This is a genomic window from Mesorhizobium sp. B2-5-4 (assembly GCF_006441095.1).
GTDB lineage: Bacteria > Pseudomonadota > Alphaproteobacteria > Rhizobiales > Rhizobiaceae > Mesorhizobium > Mesorhizobium salmacidum.
The window spans coordinates 170968-185559 of record NZ_VFUR01000010.1; the positions used below are offsets into that span (position 1 = coordinate 170968).

The 14592-nt window shown below is 63.0% G+C and carries 13 protein-coding genes; 9 read left to right on the forward strand and 4 right to left on the reverse strand.

Annotated features, from left to right (window positions below):
- Positions 1-84: 84 nt before the first annotated feature.
- The 5 genes from FJ492_RS15330 to phnE (FJ492_RS15350) all read left to right on the forward strand — a co-directional run bounded on the left by FJ492_RS15330 (position 85) and on the right by phnE (FJ492_RS15350) (position 5186).
- Positions 85-795 carry a DUF1868 domain-containing protein gene (locus FJ492_RS15330; RefSeq protein WP_140770712.1) on the forward strand — a complete coding sequence of 237 codons (711 nt, stop codon included), beginning with the start codon at positions 85-87 and terminating at the stop codon, positions 793-795.
- Between the two features lie 130 nt (positions 796-925).
- Positions 926-1783, forward strand: coding sequence for a phosphonate ABC transporter ATP-binding protein (gene phnC / locus FJ492_RS15335; protein WP_140770714.1), 858 nt, complete (start codon positions 926-928; stop codon positions 1781-1783).
- Positions 1784-1893: 110 nt separating this feature from the next.
- Positions 1894-2802 carry a phosphonate ABC transporter substrate-binding protein gene (gene phnD, locus FJ492_RS15340; RefSeq protein ID WP_140745123.1) on the forward strand — a complete coding sequence of 303 codons (909 nt, stop codon included), beginning with the start codon at positions 1894-1896 and terminating at the stop codon, positions 2800-2802.
- Positions 2803-2858: 56 nt separating this feature from the next.
- Entirely contained in the window at positions 2859-3815 is a 957-nt protein-coding gene (gene phnE, locus FJ492_RS15345) for a phosphonate ABC transporter, permease protein PhnE (protein ID WP_140770716.1), read from the forward strand.
- 3 nt (positions 3816-3818) lie between these two features.
- Positions 3819-5186, forward strand: a complete 1368-nt coding sequence (gene phnE, locus FJ492_RS15350; protein WP_140770718.1) for a phosphonate ABC transporter, permease protein PhnE — start codon at positions 3819-3821, stop codon at positions 5184-5186.
- Between the two features lie 298 nt (positions 5187-5484).
- Here phnE (FJ492_RS15350) and FJ492_RS15355 read toward each other — a convergent pair whose 3' ends face one another.
- From FJ492_RS15355 to FJ492_RS15365, 3 genes are read right to left on the reverse strand one after another with little or no spacing between them, the layout of a single operon-like run.
- On the reverse strand, positions 5485-6336 hold the full coding sequence (locus tag FJ492_RS15355) for a sugar phosphate isomerase/epimerase (protein WP_140770720.1): 852 nt from the start codon (positions 6334-6336) through the stop codon (positions 5485-5487).
- Between the two features lie 37 nt (positions 6337-6373).
- On the reverse strand, positions 6374-7561 hold the full coding sequence (locus tag FJ492_RS15360) for a Gfo/Idh/MocA family oxidoreductase (RefSeq protein ID WP_140745114.1): 1188 nt from the start codon (positions 7559-7561) through the stop codon (positions 6374-6376).
- A gap of 53 nt (positions 7562-7614) precedes the next feature.
- Positions 7615-8670, reverse strand: a complete 1056-nt coding sequence (locus FJ492_RS15365; RefSeq protein ID WP_140712130.1) for a sugar phosphate isomerase/epimerase — start codon at positions 8668-8670, stop codon at positions 7615-7617.
- 399 nt (positions 8671-9069) lie between these two features.
- Here FJ492_RS15365 and FJ492_RS15370 point away from each other — a divergent pair, with 399 nt between their 5' ends.
- The 4 genes from FJ492_RS15370 to FJ492_RS15385 are packed head-to-tail and all read left to right on the forward strand — an operon-like array spanning position 9070 to position 12896.
- Positions 9070-9957 (forward strand): sugar phosphate isomerase/epimerase, encoded by an 888-nt coding sequence (locus FJ492_RS15370; protein WP_140503089.1) that lies wholly within the window; start codon positions 9070-9072, stop codon positions 9955-9957.
- Positions 9958-10009: 52 nt separating this feature from the next.
- Positions 10010-11179 (forward strand): mandelate racemase/muconate lactonizing enzyme family protein, encoded by a 1170-nt coding sequence (locus FJ492_RS15375; RefSeq protein ID WP_140770722.1) that lies wholly within the window; start codon positions 10010-10012, stop codon positions 11177-11179.
- A 2-nt stretch (positions 11180-11181) separates the two neighbouring features.
- Positions 11182-11901, forward strand: coding sequence for a FadR/GntR family transcriptional regulator (locus tag FJ492_RS15380; protein WP_140503093.1), 720 nt, complete (start codon positions 11182-11184; stop codon positions 11899-11901).
- Positions 11902-11903: 2 nt separating this feature from the next.
- Positions 11904-12896 carry a hydroxyacid dehydrogenase gene (locus FJ492_RS15385; RefSeq protein WP_140770724.1) on the forward strand — a complete coding sequence of 331 codons (993 nt, stop codon included), beginning with the start codon at positions 11904-11906 and terminating at the stop codon, positions 12894-12896.
- Between the two features lie 313 nt (positions 12897-13209).
- On the opposite strand, the gene FJ492_RS15395 is transcribed toward FJ492_RS15385, so the two are convergent.
- Entirely contained in the window at positions 13210-14505 is a 1296-nt protein-coding gene (locus tag FJ492_RS15395; protein ID WP_140770726.1) for an amidase, read from the reverse strand.
- Between the last annotated feature and the right edge of the window lie 87 nt (positions 14506-14592).

Consider the following 14592-nt stretch of genomic DNA (forward strand, 5'->3'; position numbering starts at 1 on the left):
GCCCTCACATCGACGTCATGAACGACTCTGTTTCATATCCTTGACACATCACCGGGGCAGGACGCGGGTTCCAAGGAGATCGCCATGCTCGACACCGTCAGACCCTCGCTCGCCGGATTCTTTGCCGGCTCCAATCCGACGCCGCCGGCGCATCTCGGCACGCGCTACGACGCGTCAGGCAACTTTCTCCTCGAGCCCGGCAACACCGTCGTCAGCCATCTGGTCAGCGGCTCGCCATCCGAAGCCGTGGTGCTCGCTGTGCGCGATCGGATGATGGCGATGTCGGATGCCGACCGCCTTGCCTTCACGCCTGTCTCCAGCCTGCACATGACGCTGTTCCAGGGCATCATCGAATATCGCCGCCGCTTGCCTTACTGGCCACGGGACGTGCCGCTCGACACCGGCATCGACGCCATGACCCGCCTCTATCTGGAGCGCCTGAAGGGTTTCCAGGGTGCCGGTCCATTCAACATCAAGGTCGTCGAGATCGTGCCTACCGGCCTCACCGTTGCCGGCGCGACCGCCGAGGATGTGCGCATCATGCGTGAATGGCGCGATGCGCTGGCCGTGCCATTCGGCTACCGGCACTCCGATCACGACAATTACGTCTTTCACATCACCTTCGCTTATCAGATCCAGCGTCTTGCCGACGACAGGGCCGCCGCATGGCAGACGCTGTTCGACGAATGCCTGGCGCTTTTCGCGCGGCAGGCGCCGGTGATCGAGATCAAGGCTCCAGCCTTCTGCGCATTCCGCGACATGGAGCATTTCGAGGAATTGCTGGTGCTCGGCTGATCGCCGGCAGGACGCCGGCCGTCATATCTGTGGAGCGTAACAAAACTGACATGCTGGCGACACGGCAGGTTCATGTGGCTGCGTTAGGCGAGTGCCTGACGATCAATATGGACCGGACTGGAACCAGCCCATGTCAGCAAGCTCTGCCACGCTCGAAATTCGCGGTGTCAGCCGACGATTTGGCAAGAACACCGCCGTCAGCGACGTCAACATCTCGATCCCGCAGGGGCAGATGGTCGGCGTCATCGGTCGTTCGGGAGCAGGCAAGTCGACGCTTCTTCGCATGATCAACCGTCTTGTCGACCCCAGCCAAGGGTCGATTTTTTTTGACGGCGCCGAGGTCTCCCGCCTTCGCGGGTCGCCGTTACGGCGTTGGCAGCGCGACTGCGCCATGATCTTCCAGCAGTTCAACCTGGTGCCGCGCCTCGATGTGCTCACCAACGTGCTGCTTGGCAAATTGAACCACCGTTCGACCTTGTCCAACCTTCTCGGCATGTTCTCCCGTGCCGAATGCGCCGAGGCGGTCGCCGCGCTCGAGCGGCTAGACATCGCCCGTACGGCACTTCAACCCGCCGGCACCCTGTCGGGCGGTCAGCAGCAGCGCGTCGCGATTGCCCGTGCCCTGATGCAGCAGCCCAGGGTGATCCTCGCCGACGAGCCGATCGCCTCGCTCGACCCGCTCAACGCCAAGGTGGTGATGGATTCGCTGCAGGACATCAATCTGCGCGAAGGCATCACCGTCGTCACCAACCTGCACACGCTCGATACCGCCCGCACCTATTGCAACCGCATCATCGGCATGGCCGCCGGCAAGGTCGTCTTCGACGGACCGCCCGAAGAGCTCAACCGCGAAGCGGTGCGTCTAGTCTATGGCGCCGACAGCAATGGCGGTGAGATATCGGAGGTCATCACCTCCACCAGCGTTGCCTTCAAGCAGAAGATCGCCGCATCCGCCGGACCGCTCGAACCCGCATTCCCGGGATACTGAGCCCATTACGGGCATAGCGAGCAGCCTGGATCGTCCGCCCGCGTCAAGGGCACTTGTCAAGATCAAGAACGCTGCCGGCGCGGGGCCGGAACCTACAGGAGAGATAGCAAATGTTCAGGAAGATGGTTTTCGGTGCCGTTTCGGTGCTCGCCATGGCCACCAGCATGGCCCACGCCGCCGATATGAAGGAATTTCGCGTCGGCATTCTCGGCGGCGAAAACGAAACCGACCGGCTGCGTAACTACCAGTGCCTGGCCGACCACCTGAAGGCCGAGTTCGGCTTCGAGAAGGTTTCGCTGTTCCCCGCCGCCGACTATGACGGCGTTATCCAAGGCCTGCTCGGCGGCACGCTCGACTTCGCCGAACTCGGCGCTTCCGGCTACGCCAGCGTCTATCTGAAGGATCCGAAGGCGGTTACCCCGATCCTCACCACCAAGCAGACCGACGGCTCCACCGGCTACTATTCGATCGGGCTGGCGCTGAAGACGTCGGGGATCACCGACATCAAGTCGGCCAAGGGCAAGAAGCTCGGCTATGCCGATCCGGATTCGACCTCCGGCTACCTGATCCCGCTGACCCAGATTCCGAAGACCACCGGCGCCTCGAACGAAACCTTCTTCGCCTCGACCCAGTTCAATGGCGGCCACGAAAACAACGTTCTGGCCGTGCGTGACGGCAAGGTCGATGTTGCGGTCGACGATTCCTCGGGCATCGGCGACTTCAAGAACGGCTACACCTCCGGCACATTCCACAAGGAAGTCGCCAAGGGCGCCGTTGACCCCAACGACTTCGTCGAAGTCTGGCGCTCCGGCCTGATCCCGAATGGCCCGCTTGTCGTGCGCACCGCGATCGGCGACGACATGACCGCCAAGCTGGCCGCCTTCTTCACCGACCTGCCCAAGAAGGACAAGGCTTGCTTCGAAGGCGTCGAAGGCGGCGATTTCACCGGCTATGTTCCGGTGAAGCCGGACTTCTACAGCGTCATCGTCGAAGCCCGTAAGGCAGCCATCGGCGGCTAACGGCGAAATCGCAAAAGGGCGGTATCTCAGGTACCGCCCTTTTTGCATCTCCGATCATGACCCTTTCCGTGACAGCCTCCTCCGGCGCCACCCATCAGACGGCCGATGCCTGGCGACGCCAGACGTCGCTGCGCCGGCTCTATACAGTGCTCGGCGTCGGACTGCTGCTTGCCGCGATGCTCTCCAGCATGTGGTTCGCCGACGACGCCAATGCCGGGCACTTCTTCGACCGGCTGCCGCACATTCTGGATTTCCTGAGCTGGCTGGTCCCGAAGGACTGGAACGACGTCTGGCGGGCGCTGTTCGATATCGCCTCGCCGCATGACACCGGCACCCAGGAATTCAACTTCCCGCTCGGCCGCGTCCACGTCTGGGGCGGTTTCTACATCCCCGAATATTTCGAGCTGATGCTGACCACCGTGAACGTGGCGCTGGTCTCGACCTTCATCGGCTTTGTTTTCGCGGTGCCTTTTTCATTCATCGCGGCGCGCAACCTGACGCCCCATCCGGCACTGAGGCTGGTGGTCAAGCGCTTCATGGAATTGCTGCGCGCCTTTCCCGAGATCGTCATCGCCGGCCTCTTCGCGGCAATCGTCTCGACCGGTCCGATCGCCGCCATCATCGCCATCGGCCTGCATTCGATCGGCGCACTCGGCAAGCTGTTCTACGAGATCAACGAGAACATCGACATGCGTGCGGAGGAAGGCCTGCGCGCCGTCGGCGCCAACTGGTTCGAGCGGGTGCGCTTCGCCGCCCTGCCGCAGGTGTTGCCCAATTTCGTGTCCTATACGCTGCTCCGGGTCGAGATCAACGTGCGGGCCTCCACCATCATCGGCGCCGTCGGCGGGGGTGGCATCGGCGAAGAACTGAAGCTGTCCATCTCGCGCGGCTTCGGCGCCAAGACGCTGGCGCTGGTGCTGCTGCTGTTCACGACTATCTTCATCATCGACCAGTTTTCCGCCTGGCTTCGTCGCAAGCTGGTCGGCGAACAAGCCTTTATGATGGGGGCGTAAATCATGGCGAACATGACCGCCGAGGAGATTCTGTCGATCGAGACGCGCCATCCACAGGTGTTCCGACGCCCGGCATACAAGCGCTTTGGTCCGCTGCTCCTGTTCGTCGGCACTCTCCTCTATCTGATCTATGCCTTGTGGTTCTTCAGCCTGCCGCAGGTGCTGCGGGAATCGCATTGGGAGCGCCTCCCGCTCTTCCTGACACAATGGATCAGCTACGATCTGCAACCGGAATTCCGTCTCGACCAGCCGGAGATCACGCCCAAATATCCGCGTTTCTCGGCGCTGGGCGACAATCCCAATCCGGATTGGGTGATCAAGAATGCCGACGGGTCCTTCACCGTGCGGATCGACGGCCAGGCCAAATCCGTCACATTCGACAAGACCTACGCGACGATTGTCGCTCATGGCCAGACGGTGCCGGTGGCGCTGACCAGCGGCAAGCCGGTGATCACGGGTCCGGTGCCGGACTGGATCACCGCGCATGACGACGAGGTGGTGGCCAAGATGGGCTTCGCCGGCGAGGTGCGCGTCACCGTAGACCGCGTCAAGGTGCGAAAGCGCTTCCTCGGCTGGGCGAACTTCGTCTTCGACACGCGCTCACCCTTCTTCGGCAAATCAGCGTGGGAAGTGATCTCGTTGGTCATCTCGGGACCAGAGCTGAAACCAGGTACCACCAACCTCGCACTGGCCGGCGACAACATCTGGAACAACGCCCAGTGGCAGCATGGCGACGTCTGGACGAAGCTCTTGCAGACCATCGTCATGGCTTTCCTCGGCACGCTGCTCGGCGGCATCGTCGCCTTCCCACTTGCCTTCTTCGCGGCGCGCAACATCACGCCGAGTGGCATGCTCAGCCAGGTGCTCAAGCGCTTCTTCGACTTCATGCGCTCGGTCGACATGCTGATCTGGGCGCTTTTCTTCACCCGCGCCTTCGGCCCCGGCCCGCTGGCGGGAAGTGCCGCGATCTTCTTCACCGAGATCGGCACCCTCGGCAAAGTCTATTCGGAAGGTCTGGAGAACATCGACGACAAGCCACGTGAAGGGGTGCTTTCCACCGGCGCCAACGGCATCCTGGTGCAGCGCTACGGCGTGATGCCCGAAGTGATCCCGGTCTTCATCAGCCAGACGCTTTACCAGTGGGAATCCAACACCCGCGGCGCCACCATCATCGGCGCCGTCGGCGCCGGCGGCATCGGCCTGAAACTGTGGGAAGCGATGCGCACCAATTCCAACTGGGCCAACGTCTTCTACATGGTGCTGCTGACCCTGCTCGTCGTCTTCATTTTCGACAACATATCCAACTTCCTGCGCCGTAGGCTGAGCCGGACGATTCACGACTACAACAGGATCCAGGCCAAGCAGGGGTAGCCTTGTGACGCAGAAGCGCAAGCTTCGTCTCGCCCGGCGCCAAAGGGTCGACCCCCACTCCGTCGAGCTTCGCTCGACACCTCTCCCCCGAGCGACGGGGTAGAGGAAAGGCGCCAAGCTGTCCGGGCCGGCGCCTGTCCTCCTGGGCTGAGGCTTTCTTCCTTTCCCGAGCCACCAGGCTCCCTTTCCTCTCCCTCCGGAGGGGGGAGAGGTGGCTCGGCGAAGCCGAGACGGAGTGGGGGAACCACCTTGCAACCGCCGCGAACGCAAATGGAAAATGCACCAGGCGCAGGGCTTCCTAAGCCGCCTTCTTCCACCCATTCCTGATATGCTTGTACCCCTCCCGGTACACTGCTTCCGGCGTCTCGGAAAAATCCCGCCACACCTTGGTCGCAGCCGCCAATTCCTTCAGCGAGCGGCCGAACGCCTCGATGGTCAGCCAGTCGTCGTAGCCGCTCTTGCGGATCGCCGCGAAGGTTTCTTTCCACGGAATGTTGCCGCGCCCCGGCACGCCGCGATCGTTCTCCGATATGTGGATATGCACGACGTTCCTGCGGTGCTTCGTATAGGCGCCGATCGGGTCGGCCTCCTCGATATTGGCGTGGAAAGTGTCGTACATCGCCCTGATGTACGGCCGGTCGATGGCGTCGATGTGCTCAGACAGGTCGGCCATCGTGTTGAGGAGATAGCATTCGAAGCGGTTCAGCGCCTCGAGCCCGATGGTGACGTTGCGATTGCCGGCATGGTCGCCGATGGCGCGCTGCGAGACGACCGAGCGCTTTTTCTCGGCGGCAGTCGGTCCGGACCCGGAAAAGGCGCCAAGGGTCGAATGCAGCGGTCCGCTCAGCGTGCTGGCGCCAAGCGCATCGGCGCAATCGATGGCCCATTTCATGTAATCGACACCAGCCTTGCGCGTTGCCGCATCGGCCGCGATCAGGTTCATCGCTGGATCGCCGATCGCCGAGACTGCGGTCCGCTCCAGCCCGATCCGGTCCAGCAGTTCTCCCAGTTTCCTGTAGTCGTCCGGCGTGCCGGCGAAGATCGGGATTTCGACGCCGTCAAAGCCGGTTGCCTTGATGTCGCGAAGCAATGGCTCGTGCTTCTTCGACACCGCCGTCGTCCACAAGAACATGCACATGCCGATTTTCATCGACGCCCTCCCCCATTTTCCGCTGGCCAGGCGCTTCTTACAGCTTCGTCCACGCCCCATTCTTCTTCGACGACTTCACACAGGCCTCGATGAAAGCCATGCCTTCGATGCCGTCCTGAATGGTCGGGAAGACGACATCCTTTGCCGGCTTGCCGCCCTTCTTGCGTGCCGCGCGGATGGCGCGTGCCGCCTCCTGGTAAATATTGGCGAAACCTTCGAGATAGCCCTCGGGATGGCCTGACGGGACGCGGCTGACACGGCCCGCCACCGGCAGCGCGCCGGCGCCGTTGCGGGTGATCAATTGTTTCGGCTGGCCGAACGGCGTGTACCAGAGATAGTTGGGATCGGCCTGAACCCATTCCAGACCGCCCCTCGAACCGTAGATGCGCAGCTTCAGGCCGTTCTCATGACCAGGCGCCACCTGGCTTGCCCAGATCATGCCTTTTGCCGGATGCGTTTTTCCCGTCGGTTTGAAACGCAGCATGACATTGACATTGTCGTCGAGCAGCCTGCCCGGCACGAAGGCATCGAGATCGGCCGACAGGGTATCGAGCTCGAGCCCGGAGACGAAGCGGGCGAGGTTGTAGGCATGGGTGCCGATATCGCCGAGTGCGCCGCCGGCACCCGCCTGCTTGGGATCGCCCCGCCATGAGGCCTGCTTCTGGCCGGTGGCGGCGAGGTCCTCGGTCAGCCAGTCCTGCGGATATTCCGACTGCACGATGCGGATGTCGCCGAGCACGCCCTTGGCCACCATTTCGCGGGCCTGCCGCACCATCGGGTAGGCGGTATAATTGTGGGTGAGAACGAACACCTTGCCGGTCTTCTCGACTATCGCTGCGAGCTTCTTGGCTTCGGCCAGTGTCGTGGCCAGCGGCTTGTCGCAGATCACGTGGATGCCTGCCTCCAGGAAAGCCTTGGCTGCCGGCACATGCACGTTGTTGGGGGTGACGATGGCCACCGCCTCGATGCCATCCGGGCGCTTCGCCTCGGCCTTGGCCATTTCGGCGTAGGACGCATAGCTGCGTGAGGGATCGAGCCCGAGTTCTGCGGCCGAGGCTTTCGCACGCGCCGGGTCGGACGACAGGGCGCCGGCGACCAGCACGAAATCATTGTCCATGCGTGCCGCGATGCGGTGCACGGCGCCGATGAAAGCGCCTTGCCCGCCGCCAACCATGCCGTAGCGGATCGGGCCGCCTCCCGTTTCCGACTTCGATGCAGCAACCATGTTTTTCTCCCTCGTGTGAGATTCCCCTCCGCCGAGGGGAAGTGAAAGCCGTGTCAAATTCCCATCATGGCGCGCAGCAGCTTCTTGTCCGTGGTGCCGGCGGCGAAATCGTCGAATGCCTTCTCCGTCACCCGGATGATGTGATGCTGGATGAAGGGTGCCCCTTCGGCCGCGCCGTCCTCCGGATGCTTCAGGCAGCATTCCCATTCCAGCACCGCCCAGGAATCGTAATCGTACTGCGTCAGCTTGGAGAAGATGCCGCCGAAATCGACCTGCCCGTCACCGAGCGAACGGAAACGGCCAGCGCGGTTCGTCCAGCTCTGGTAACCGGAGTACACGCCCTGCCGTCCGGTCGGATTGAACTCGGCGTCCTTGACGTGGAAGGCCTTGATCCGCTCGTGATAGATGTCGATGAATTCGAGATAGTCGAGTTGCTGCAGCAGGAAATGCGAAGGGTCGTAATTGATGTTGCAGCGCTTGTGGCCACCGACCGCTTCGAGGAACATCTCGAAGGTTGCCCCGTCGAACACGTCCTCTGAAGGATGAATTTCGTAGCCGACATCGACACCATTGTCCTCATAGACGTCGAGGATCGGCTTCCAGCGCTTGCCGAGTTCGCCGAAGGCTTCCTCGATCAGTCCGGCGGGCCGCTGCGGAAAGGGATAAAGGTATGGGAAAGCCAGCGAGCCGGTGAACGACACCGATGCATTCAGCCCGAGATTGCGCGACGCCTTGGCGCCGAACTTCATCTGTTCGACGGCCCATTTCTGCCGCGCCTGCGGGTTGTTGTGCACCGAAGCTGGCGCGAATCCATCCATCTGCGCGTCATAGGCCGGATGCACCGCCACCAATTGCCCCTGCAGATGCGTCGACAGTTCAGTGATCTCGACGCCGGCGTCAGTGCAGGTGCCCTTCACCTCGTCGCAATAGGCCTTGGAGGACGCCGCCTTTTCGAGGTCGAACAGGCGCGCGTCCCAAGTTGGGATCTGCACGCCCTTGTAGCCGAGACCGGCAGCCCATTTGGTGATCGACGCCAGCGAATTGAACGGTGCGGCATCGCCCGCGAACTGCGCCAGAAACAGCCCAGGGCCCTTCATTGTCGTCGGCATCGGCATCCTCCTCGTTTTGTCACGACCAAGCATAGCGCCTGATGAAAGCAGGGCCAGTCACTTCGGTCTTTTCGCGTCGGACGCTCGGCCGACAATGCCATTCTGGTATGACCAAATAAGGCAATTTGGTCAAGTCCCGGAATGCGCCGAAAAGGCGCTCCGGACGCGCAAAATAATGGCACATATCGCAATGTAATCAACAAACTAACCCATCCTGGAAGTTGCGACACCACAGTTGTTGCCGTCTCGAGGAATTTGCTGTAGACCTAATTTCAGGCCCAATTGGTCGAACCAGTTTGCAGGAAAGTCTGGGGATGCCTTGGGGAGGAACCCTTGCGTCGTCTTTCGGCGATGCATGTCGCAGGCAAACCATACGGACGAATCTGGGAAGGACAAGCCATGCATCTTTCGACGCACAACTGGATGCGCGCGGAACCGCTTGAGACGACGCTCAAGCGCATCAAGAAATTCGGCTATGAGTCGATCGAGATTTCCGGCGAGCCCGCGCAGTACAAGACCAAGGAGACACGGGCGCTGCTGAAGGAGCATGGCATCCGCTGCTGGGGCGCGGTCACCTTGATGCTGGGTGAACGCAACCTTGCCGCCAGGAACCAGGGCCAGCGTGAGCGCTCCGTGCAATACGTCAAGGACGTGCTGACGATGGTCAGCGAACTCGACGGCGAGATCATCACGCTGGTTCCGGCAACCGTCGGCAAGGTGGTGCCGGACGGCACCGAGGAGGAGGAGTGGAAGTGGGTCGTCGATGCGACCCGCGAATGTTTCACCCACGCCAAGAAGGTCGGCGTCAAGATCGCTATCGAACCGCTCAACCGCTTCGAAACCTATCTGTTCAATCGCGGCGCCCAGGCGCTGGCGCTGGCCGATGCGGTCAGCCCCGAATGCGGCGTCTGCCTTGACGCCTATCATATCCACATGGAGGAATTTAACGTCCATGACGCCATCCGGCAGGTCGGAAAGCGCCTGTTCGACTTCCATGTCGCCGACAACAATCGCTTCGCCGCCGGGCTCGGCCAGATCGACTGGCCAAGGATCGTCGCGACCTTGAAGGAAGTCGGTTATGACGGCGCGCTGACCAATGAGTTCGTCGCCCCGGTCGACCGCACGCCGGCAGCACCCTATCCCGAAATGGTCGAGCGCCACCCGGTCGATATCTCGCCCGAGCAGCTGAAGTTCATCCAGGATCACGGCTCCAGCGTGCTCACCGAGAAATTCTACACCGACCAGATGCGCATCACCGCCGAAACGCTGTTGCCGCTGATCAAGTAGTCGACGCCTGGAATTTGCCTTCCGCCCTACCGGCGGCGGGCAGGGGAACAAAATGCGCATCAAGACAGTCCAGGCCTGGTGGGTCCGCGTGCCGATCGAAGCCGCGAAGCAGCATCGTAGCGACTTCGGCCAGGTGACGACCTTCGACGCCGCCATTCTGCGCATCGAAACCGGTGACGGGCTGGTCGGCTGGGGCGAAGGCAAGAACGCAGCTGGCAGCGCGGGCAGCTACGGCGCTCTCGTCCACATGCTGAACCACGAGGTCGGCCCGCAATTGATCGGCCGCGATCCGGCCGATATCGGCATCATCTGGGAGATGCTCTACAACGGCGTACGCCATGAGAGCGCCGCCCATGCCGGCCACGCCATGCCGCAACTGGCGCGGCGCGGCATGAGCATCGCCGCTATCAGCGCCGTCGACATCGCGCTCTGGGACATCCTTGGCAAGTCGCTGGGCCAGCCGGTCTGGCGATTGCTCGGCGGCCGCAAGGCCGATCGCATGCAGGCCTATGCCTCCGGCGGCTGGGCCTCCGCCGATGCCATCGGCGAGCAATTGAGATCCTACGTCGCCAGGGGCGGCTTCAAGGCGCTGAAGATGCGGGTGGGCGCCATGGATGGCGCGGCACACATTTCCGCCGCCCGCGTGCGCGCTGCGCGCCAGGCGCTCGGCCCCGACGTCGAGCTGATGGTCGATGCCCACGGCACCTATACGGTGGCGGAGGCCAAGCGCTTCATCTATCTCGTCGGCGATCTCGATCTCGCCTGGTTCGAGGAGCCTGTGATCGCCGACGACAAGCCGGGCATGGCCGAAGTGCGCACCGCCGGCGCGGTTCCGATCGCCACCGGCGAGAGCGAGGCGACGCGCTATGCCTTCCGCGACCTCGCCATGCTCAAGGCCGCCGACATCTTCCAGCCGGACCCGGCCTTCTGCGGCGGCATCAGCGAGGCGATGAAGATCGGCACCATCGCCAGCGCCTTCAATTTGCGCTTCGCGCCGCATCTTTGGGCCGGTGCGCCATGCTTCTTCGCCGGACTGCATGTCTGCGCCGCCTCGCCTTCGAGTTTCACGGTCGAATATTCGCTCGGCGCCAACCCGATGATCCACGATCTGATCGAAGAGACTGTCGAAGCAAGGGACGGCATGATAGCGATCCCGGAAAAGCCCGGATTGGGATTCACCATTTCGGAGCGATTCCTGGAGGCGCACGCGCAACGCAATTGACGATGAAAGAAAAGAACCTTCTCGCCGAACTCGCCGCCTATCTGTTCTCCCATTCGGACAAGGAGAGCGGCCGCACGCCGTCGGAACGCGAGCTGGCGGAGCATTTCGGCGTCAGCCGTGGCCAGATCCGCGAAGCGCTCGCCATCCTCGAAGCCATGCGCATTGTCGAGCGCCGCGCCAAATCGGGCATCTACATCGACACCAAGCAGGCAAGCGTCGAGGCGCTGGCACTGTTTGCGCGCGCCGGCCTGCCGCTCGATCCCTTGCAGATTTATGAAACGGTCGAGTTACGCAAGATCCATGAGATCAAGGCTGCCGAGCTTGCCTGCTCGCGCGCCACCGAGGAGAATTTCGAGCGCCTGCGCGAAATCCTCAGGGCATCGGAAGACCGCATCGCCGCGGGCGAAGGCCTGGCCAAGGAGGACCGCGAATTTCATCTGGAGATCGTGCGCGCCACCAAGAACAGCGTCTTCCACAACATCTGTAGCGTCTACTATCTGATGGGCGAGCAGCGCCTGCCGATCTACTTCAACGATCCCGAACGTAGCGTGCGCTCGCATGCCGAGCACGTGCAGATCTACGAGGCGCTGCTGCGCCGCGATGGCAATCTCGCCCAGGCGCTGATGAGCGCCCACCTCCAAGGCGCGGAAAGCTATTGGAAGGGCCTGATCGAGGGCGGTATGGCGGCTGTGCCCGCGGGCGCGACACTCGAAAAGGCCTGACCGTGACCCAGGCCAGGCCCAAGATCCTGTCGACCCATCCGCTGCATCCGCGCGCCACGGCCAGGCTCGCCGGCGCCGGTCAGCTCGTCATTGCCTCCGCGCTCGACGCCGCCACCTTGACCAGGGAGGCCAAGGACGCCGACATCGTCATTGTGCGGGCGCCACTGCCGCCGGCATTGTTCGAGGGAGCCTGGAAGCTGAGGGCCGCGATCCGCCATGGCGCCGGGCTCGACATGATCCCGATGGAAGCGGCCGCGGCAGCCGGCGTGCTCGTGGCCAACGTGCCGGCGGTCAATGCCCGCTCGGTCGCCGAACATGTCATGTTTACCGCGCTTGCACTGCTGCGGCAGTTCCGCAGGGTCGACCGCGACCTGCGTGCCAAGGGCTGGCTTGCCGGCCGCGAGCATGCCAATTCCAACATCGAACTCGCCGGCAAGACTCTCGGCATTGTCGGTCTCGGCGCCGTCGGGCAGGCCGTCGGCCATATCGCCGCGCACGGCTTCGACCTGAAAGTGGTGGCAACGACGCGCAGCATGCAGCCGGCGCCGGAAAAGGTCGGCTTCCTGTCGATCGACGCGCTGGTCGAGCAGAGCGACATCATCGTGCTCTGCTGCCCGCTGACGCCGGAGACCCGCGGCCTGATCAGCCGCGAACGCATCGCCCGCATGAAGCCCAACGCACTGCTGATCAACGTGTCGCGCGGGCCGGTCGTCGATGATGACGCGTTGATCGAGGCCTTGCGGGAGCGCCGCATCGGCGGCGCCGCGCTCGACGTTTTCACGACGCAGCCGCTGCCGCCAAATCATCCCTATTTCGGCTTCGACAATGTCGTCATCACCCCGCATATGGCGGGGATCACCGAGGAATCGATGATGCGCATGGGCGTCGGCGCGGCCAGCGAAGTCTTGCTGGTGCTGGCCGGCAAGCTGCCGGTCAATCTGCGCAATCCGGAAGTGGTCGATCATTACCGGCGACGGTTTCCGGCGCAGATATAGCATCGCGGTTTCGCCCCAATTCTCCGCGACGTTGAGGCCATGCCCGGTCTTCGCCTTGCATCTCTGATTGCCGCAACTTCCTCCATCTGCACCTTGCCGGCACTCGCTGCGGCCGAGAGCAGCTATGTCTATTGCGACAACGGGATGCGCTGCTTCAAGGCGCCCTGTCCATCGAGCAGCGCGCTCGATCTCGTCACCGGCACGATCATCAAGGGTGTGTCGATCGACACCAGCGGATTGCCGCAGGCCGACAAAGCGATAACCGATCAGTCACTGTTCATCGCGCTGATCCGCCACTGCGGCTCACTGCCGATCAACCACCCAGCAGCCCCTCCACTGACGCGGCGATACTCAGCAGACGACTGTCATGGCCATTGCGCGCCACGAGCATCAGTCCGGCAGGCAGCTTCATGCCTGGCATCGGCAACGAGATTGCGCAGAGGTCGAATTGGTTGGCGACCTGGGTGTTGCGCAAAAGCAGTCCTTCGATACGATCACGCAGTTCGGCATCCTCGGCCAGGGAAGCGATGGTCGGCGCCGTCACCGGCACGGTTGGTAGGGCCAGCACATCGATCGACGCCAGCCGCTCATCCATCGCGGCGGTAAGCGCGGCACGGCGGCGCAGCGCCCTGATATAGACCGGCGCCGGCAGCATCGCCGCCCGCGACAGCGGCCCGCTGACATGCGGGTCGACCGGCACCGATGCCCCTGTCGCCAACCAGTCGGCATGCACTTCCGCGCCCTCCATCGCCGCGATCGATCCGCGCTTGGTGGCCGCGCGCAGATCCGCGATCATGTCGTCGATCGGCAGATCCGCAATGCGTGCGCCAGCCTGTTCGATCCTGCCAAGACAATGCTCGAAGGCCGCGGCAATTTCGCCTTCCGTGTCGCCGAAGAGAACGCCGCGCGGAATGCCGATGCGAAGCCCGGCGAGTGGAATGGCCACCAACTCGTTCGGCTCCTCGCCGGCCATCACCGCGTCGGCGGCGGCGCATTGCGGGACGGTTCGGGCGAGCGGTCCGACCGAGTCCAACGTTCCCGAAAGCGGAAAGGCGCCGGAGAGCGGCACGCGCCGCGCTGTCGGCTTGAAACCGACGACACCATTGAGCGCCGCCGGAATACGGATCGAACCACCGGTGTCGGATCCGATCGAGATTTCGCTCGTCTCCTCGCCCACAGACACCCCGGCGCCCGAGGACGAACCACCTGGAATGCGGCTGGCATGAACGGCATTGCCTGGCGTGCCATAATGCATGTTGTCGCCGATCGCGGTGAAGGCGAATTCGGTCATGTTGGTCTTGCCGATAATGACGGCGCCGGCCTGGCGCAGCCTGCCGACGATGGTGGCATCGCGCATAGCGGGCGCGGCGGTCCTGCGCATCAGCGAACCGGCCGTGGTCGGCTCGCCGGCGACATCGAACAAATCCTTGATCGAGACAATGGTGCCGTCGAGCGGCCCGAGCGTCACGCCCACTCTTTTGCGGGCGTCGCTGGCATCAGCGGCAGCGCGCGCCGCTTCGGCATAGAGCTTCGTGAAGGCCTTCTCGTCGGCCGCGCGATAGGCAAGACGTGACAGGATGTTTTCGAGACGGTCGCGGATTGATTGCATGTCGATGTCGGACTCCGCCAGGATAGAAACGTCCTTAGGGCAACCAGCCGCTAAGCCTGCCGAAGGGATAACCCGGCCAGCGTGCCT

What these genes read in the sequence shown, in the direction of transcription:
- phnC (WP_140770714.1), top strand. Translation starts at nt 926, where the DNA reads ATGTCAGCAAGCTCTGCCACGCTCGAAATTCGCGGTGTCAGCCGACGA.
- FJ492_RS15360 (WP_140745114.1), bottom strand. Translation starts at nt 7,561, where the DNA reads ATGGTTGCTGCATCGAAGTCGGAAACGGGAGGCGGCCCGATCCGCTAC.
- FJ492_RS15355 (WP_140770720.1), bottom strand. Translation starts at nt 6,336, where the DNA reads ATGAAAATCGGCATGTGCATGTTCTTGTGGACGACGGCGGTGTCGAAG.
- FJ492_RS15380 (WP_140503093.1), top strand. Translation starts at nt 11,182, where the DNA reads ATGAAAGAAAAGAACCTTCTCGCCGAACTCGCCGCCTATCTGTTCTCC.
- FJ492_RS15330 (WP_140770712.1), top strand. Translation starts at nt 85, where the DNA reads ATGCTCGACACCGTCAGACCCTCGCTCGCCGGATTCTTTGCCGGCTCC.
- phnE (WP_140770718.1), top strand. Translation starts at nt 3,819, where the DNA reads ATGGCGAACATGACCGCCGAGGAGATTCTGTCGATCGAGACGCGCCAT.
- FJ492_RS15365 (WP_140712130.1), bottom strand. Translation starts at nt 8,670, where the DNA reads ATGCCGACGACAATGAAGGGCCCTGGGCTGTTTCTGGCGCAGTTCGCG.
- phnD (WP_140745123.1), top strand. Translation starts at nt 1,894, where the DNA reads ATGTTCAGGAAGATGGTTTTCGGTGCCGTTTCGGTGCTCGCCATGGCC.
- FJ492_RS15375 (WP_140770722.1), top strand. Translation starts at nt 10,010, where the DNA reads ATGCGCATCAAGACAGTCCAGGCCTGGTGGGTCCGCGTGCCGATCGAA.
- FJ492_RS15370 (WP_140503089.1), top strand. Translation starts at nt 9,070, where the DNA reads ATGCATCTTTCGACGCACAACTGGATGCGCGCGGAACCGCTTGAGACG.
- phnE (WP_140770716.1), top strand. Translation starts at nt 2,859, where the DNA reads ATGACCCTTTCCGTGACAGCCTCCTCCGGCGCCACCCATCAGACGGCC.
- FJ492_RS15395 (WP_140770726.1), bottom strand. Translation starts at nt 14,505, where the DNA reads ATGCAATCAATCCGCGACCGTCTCGAAAACATCCTGTCACGTCTTGCC.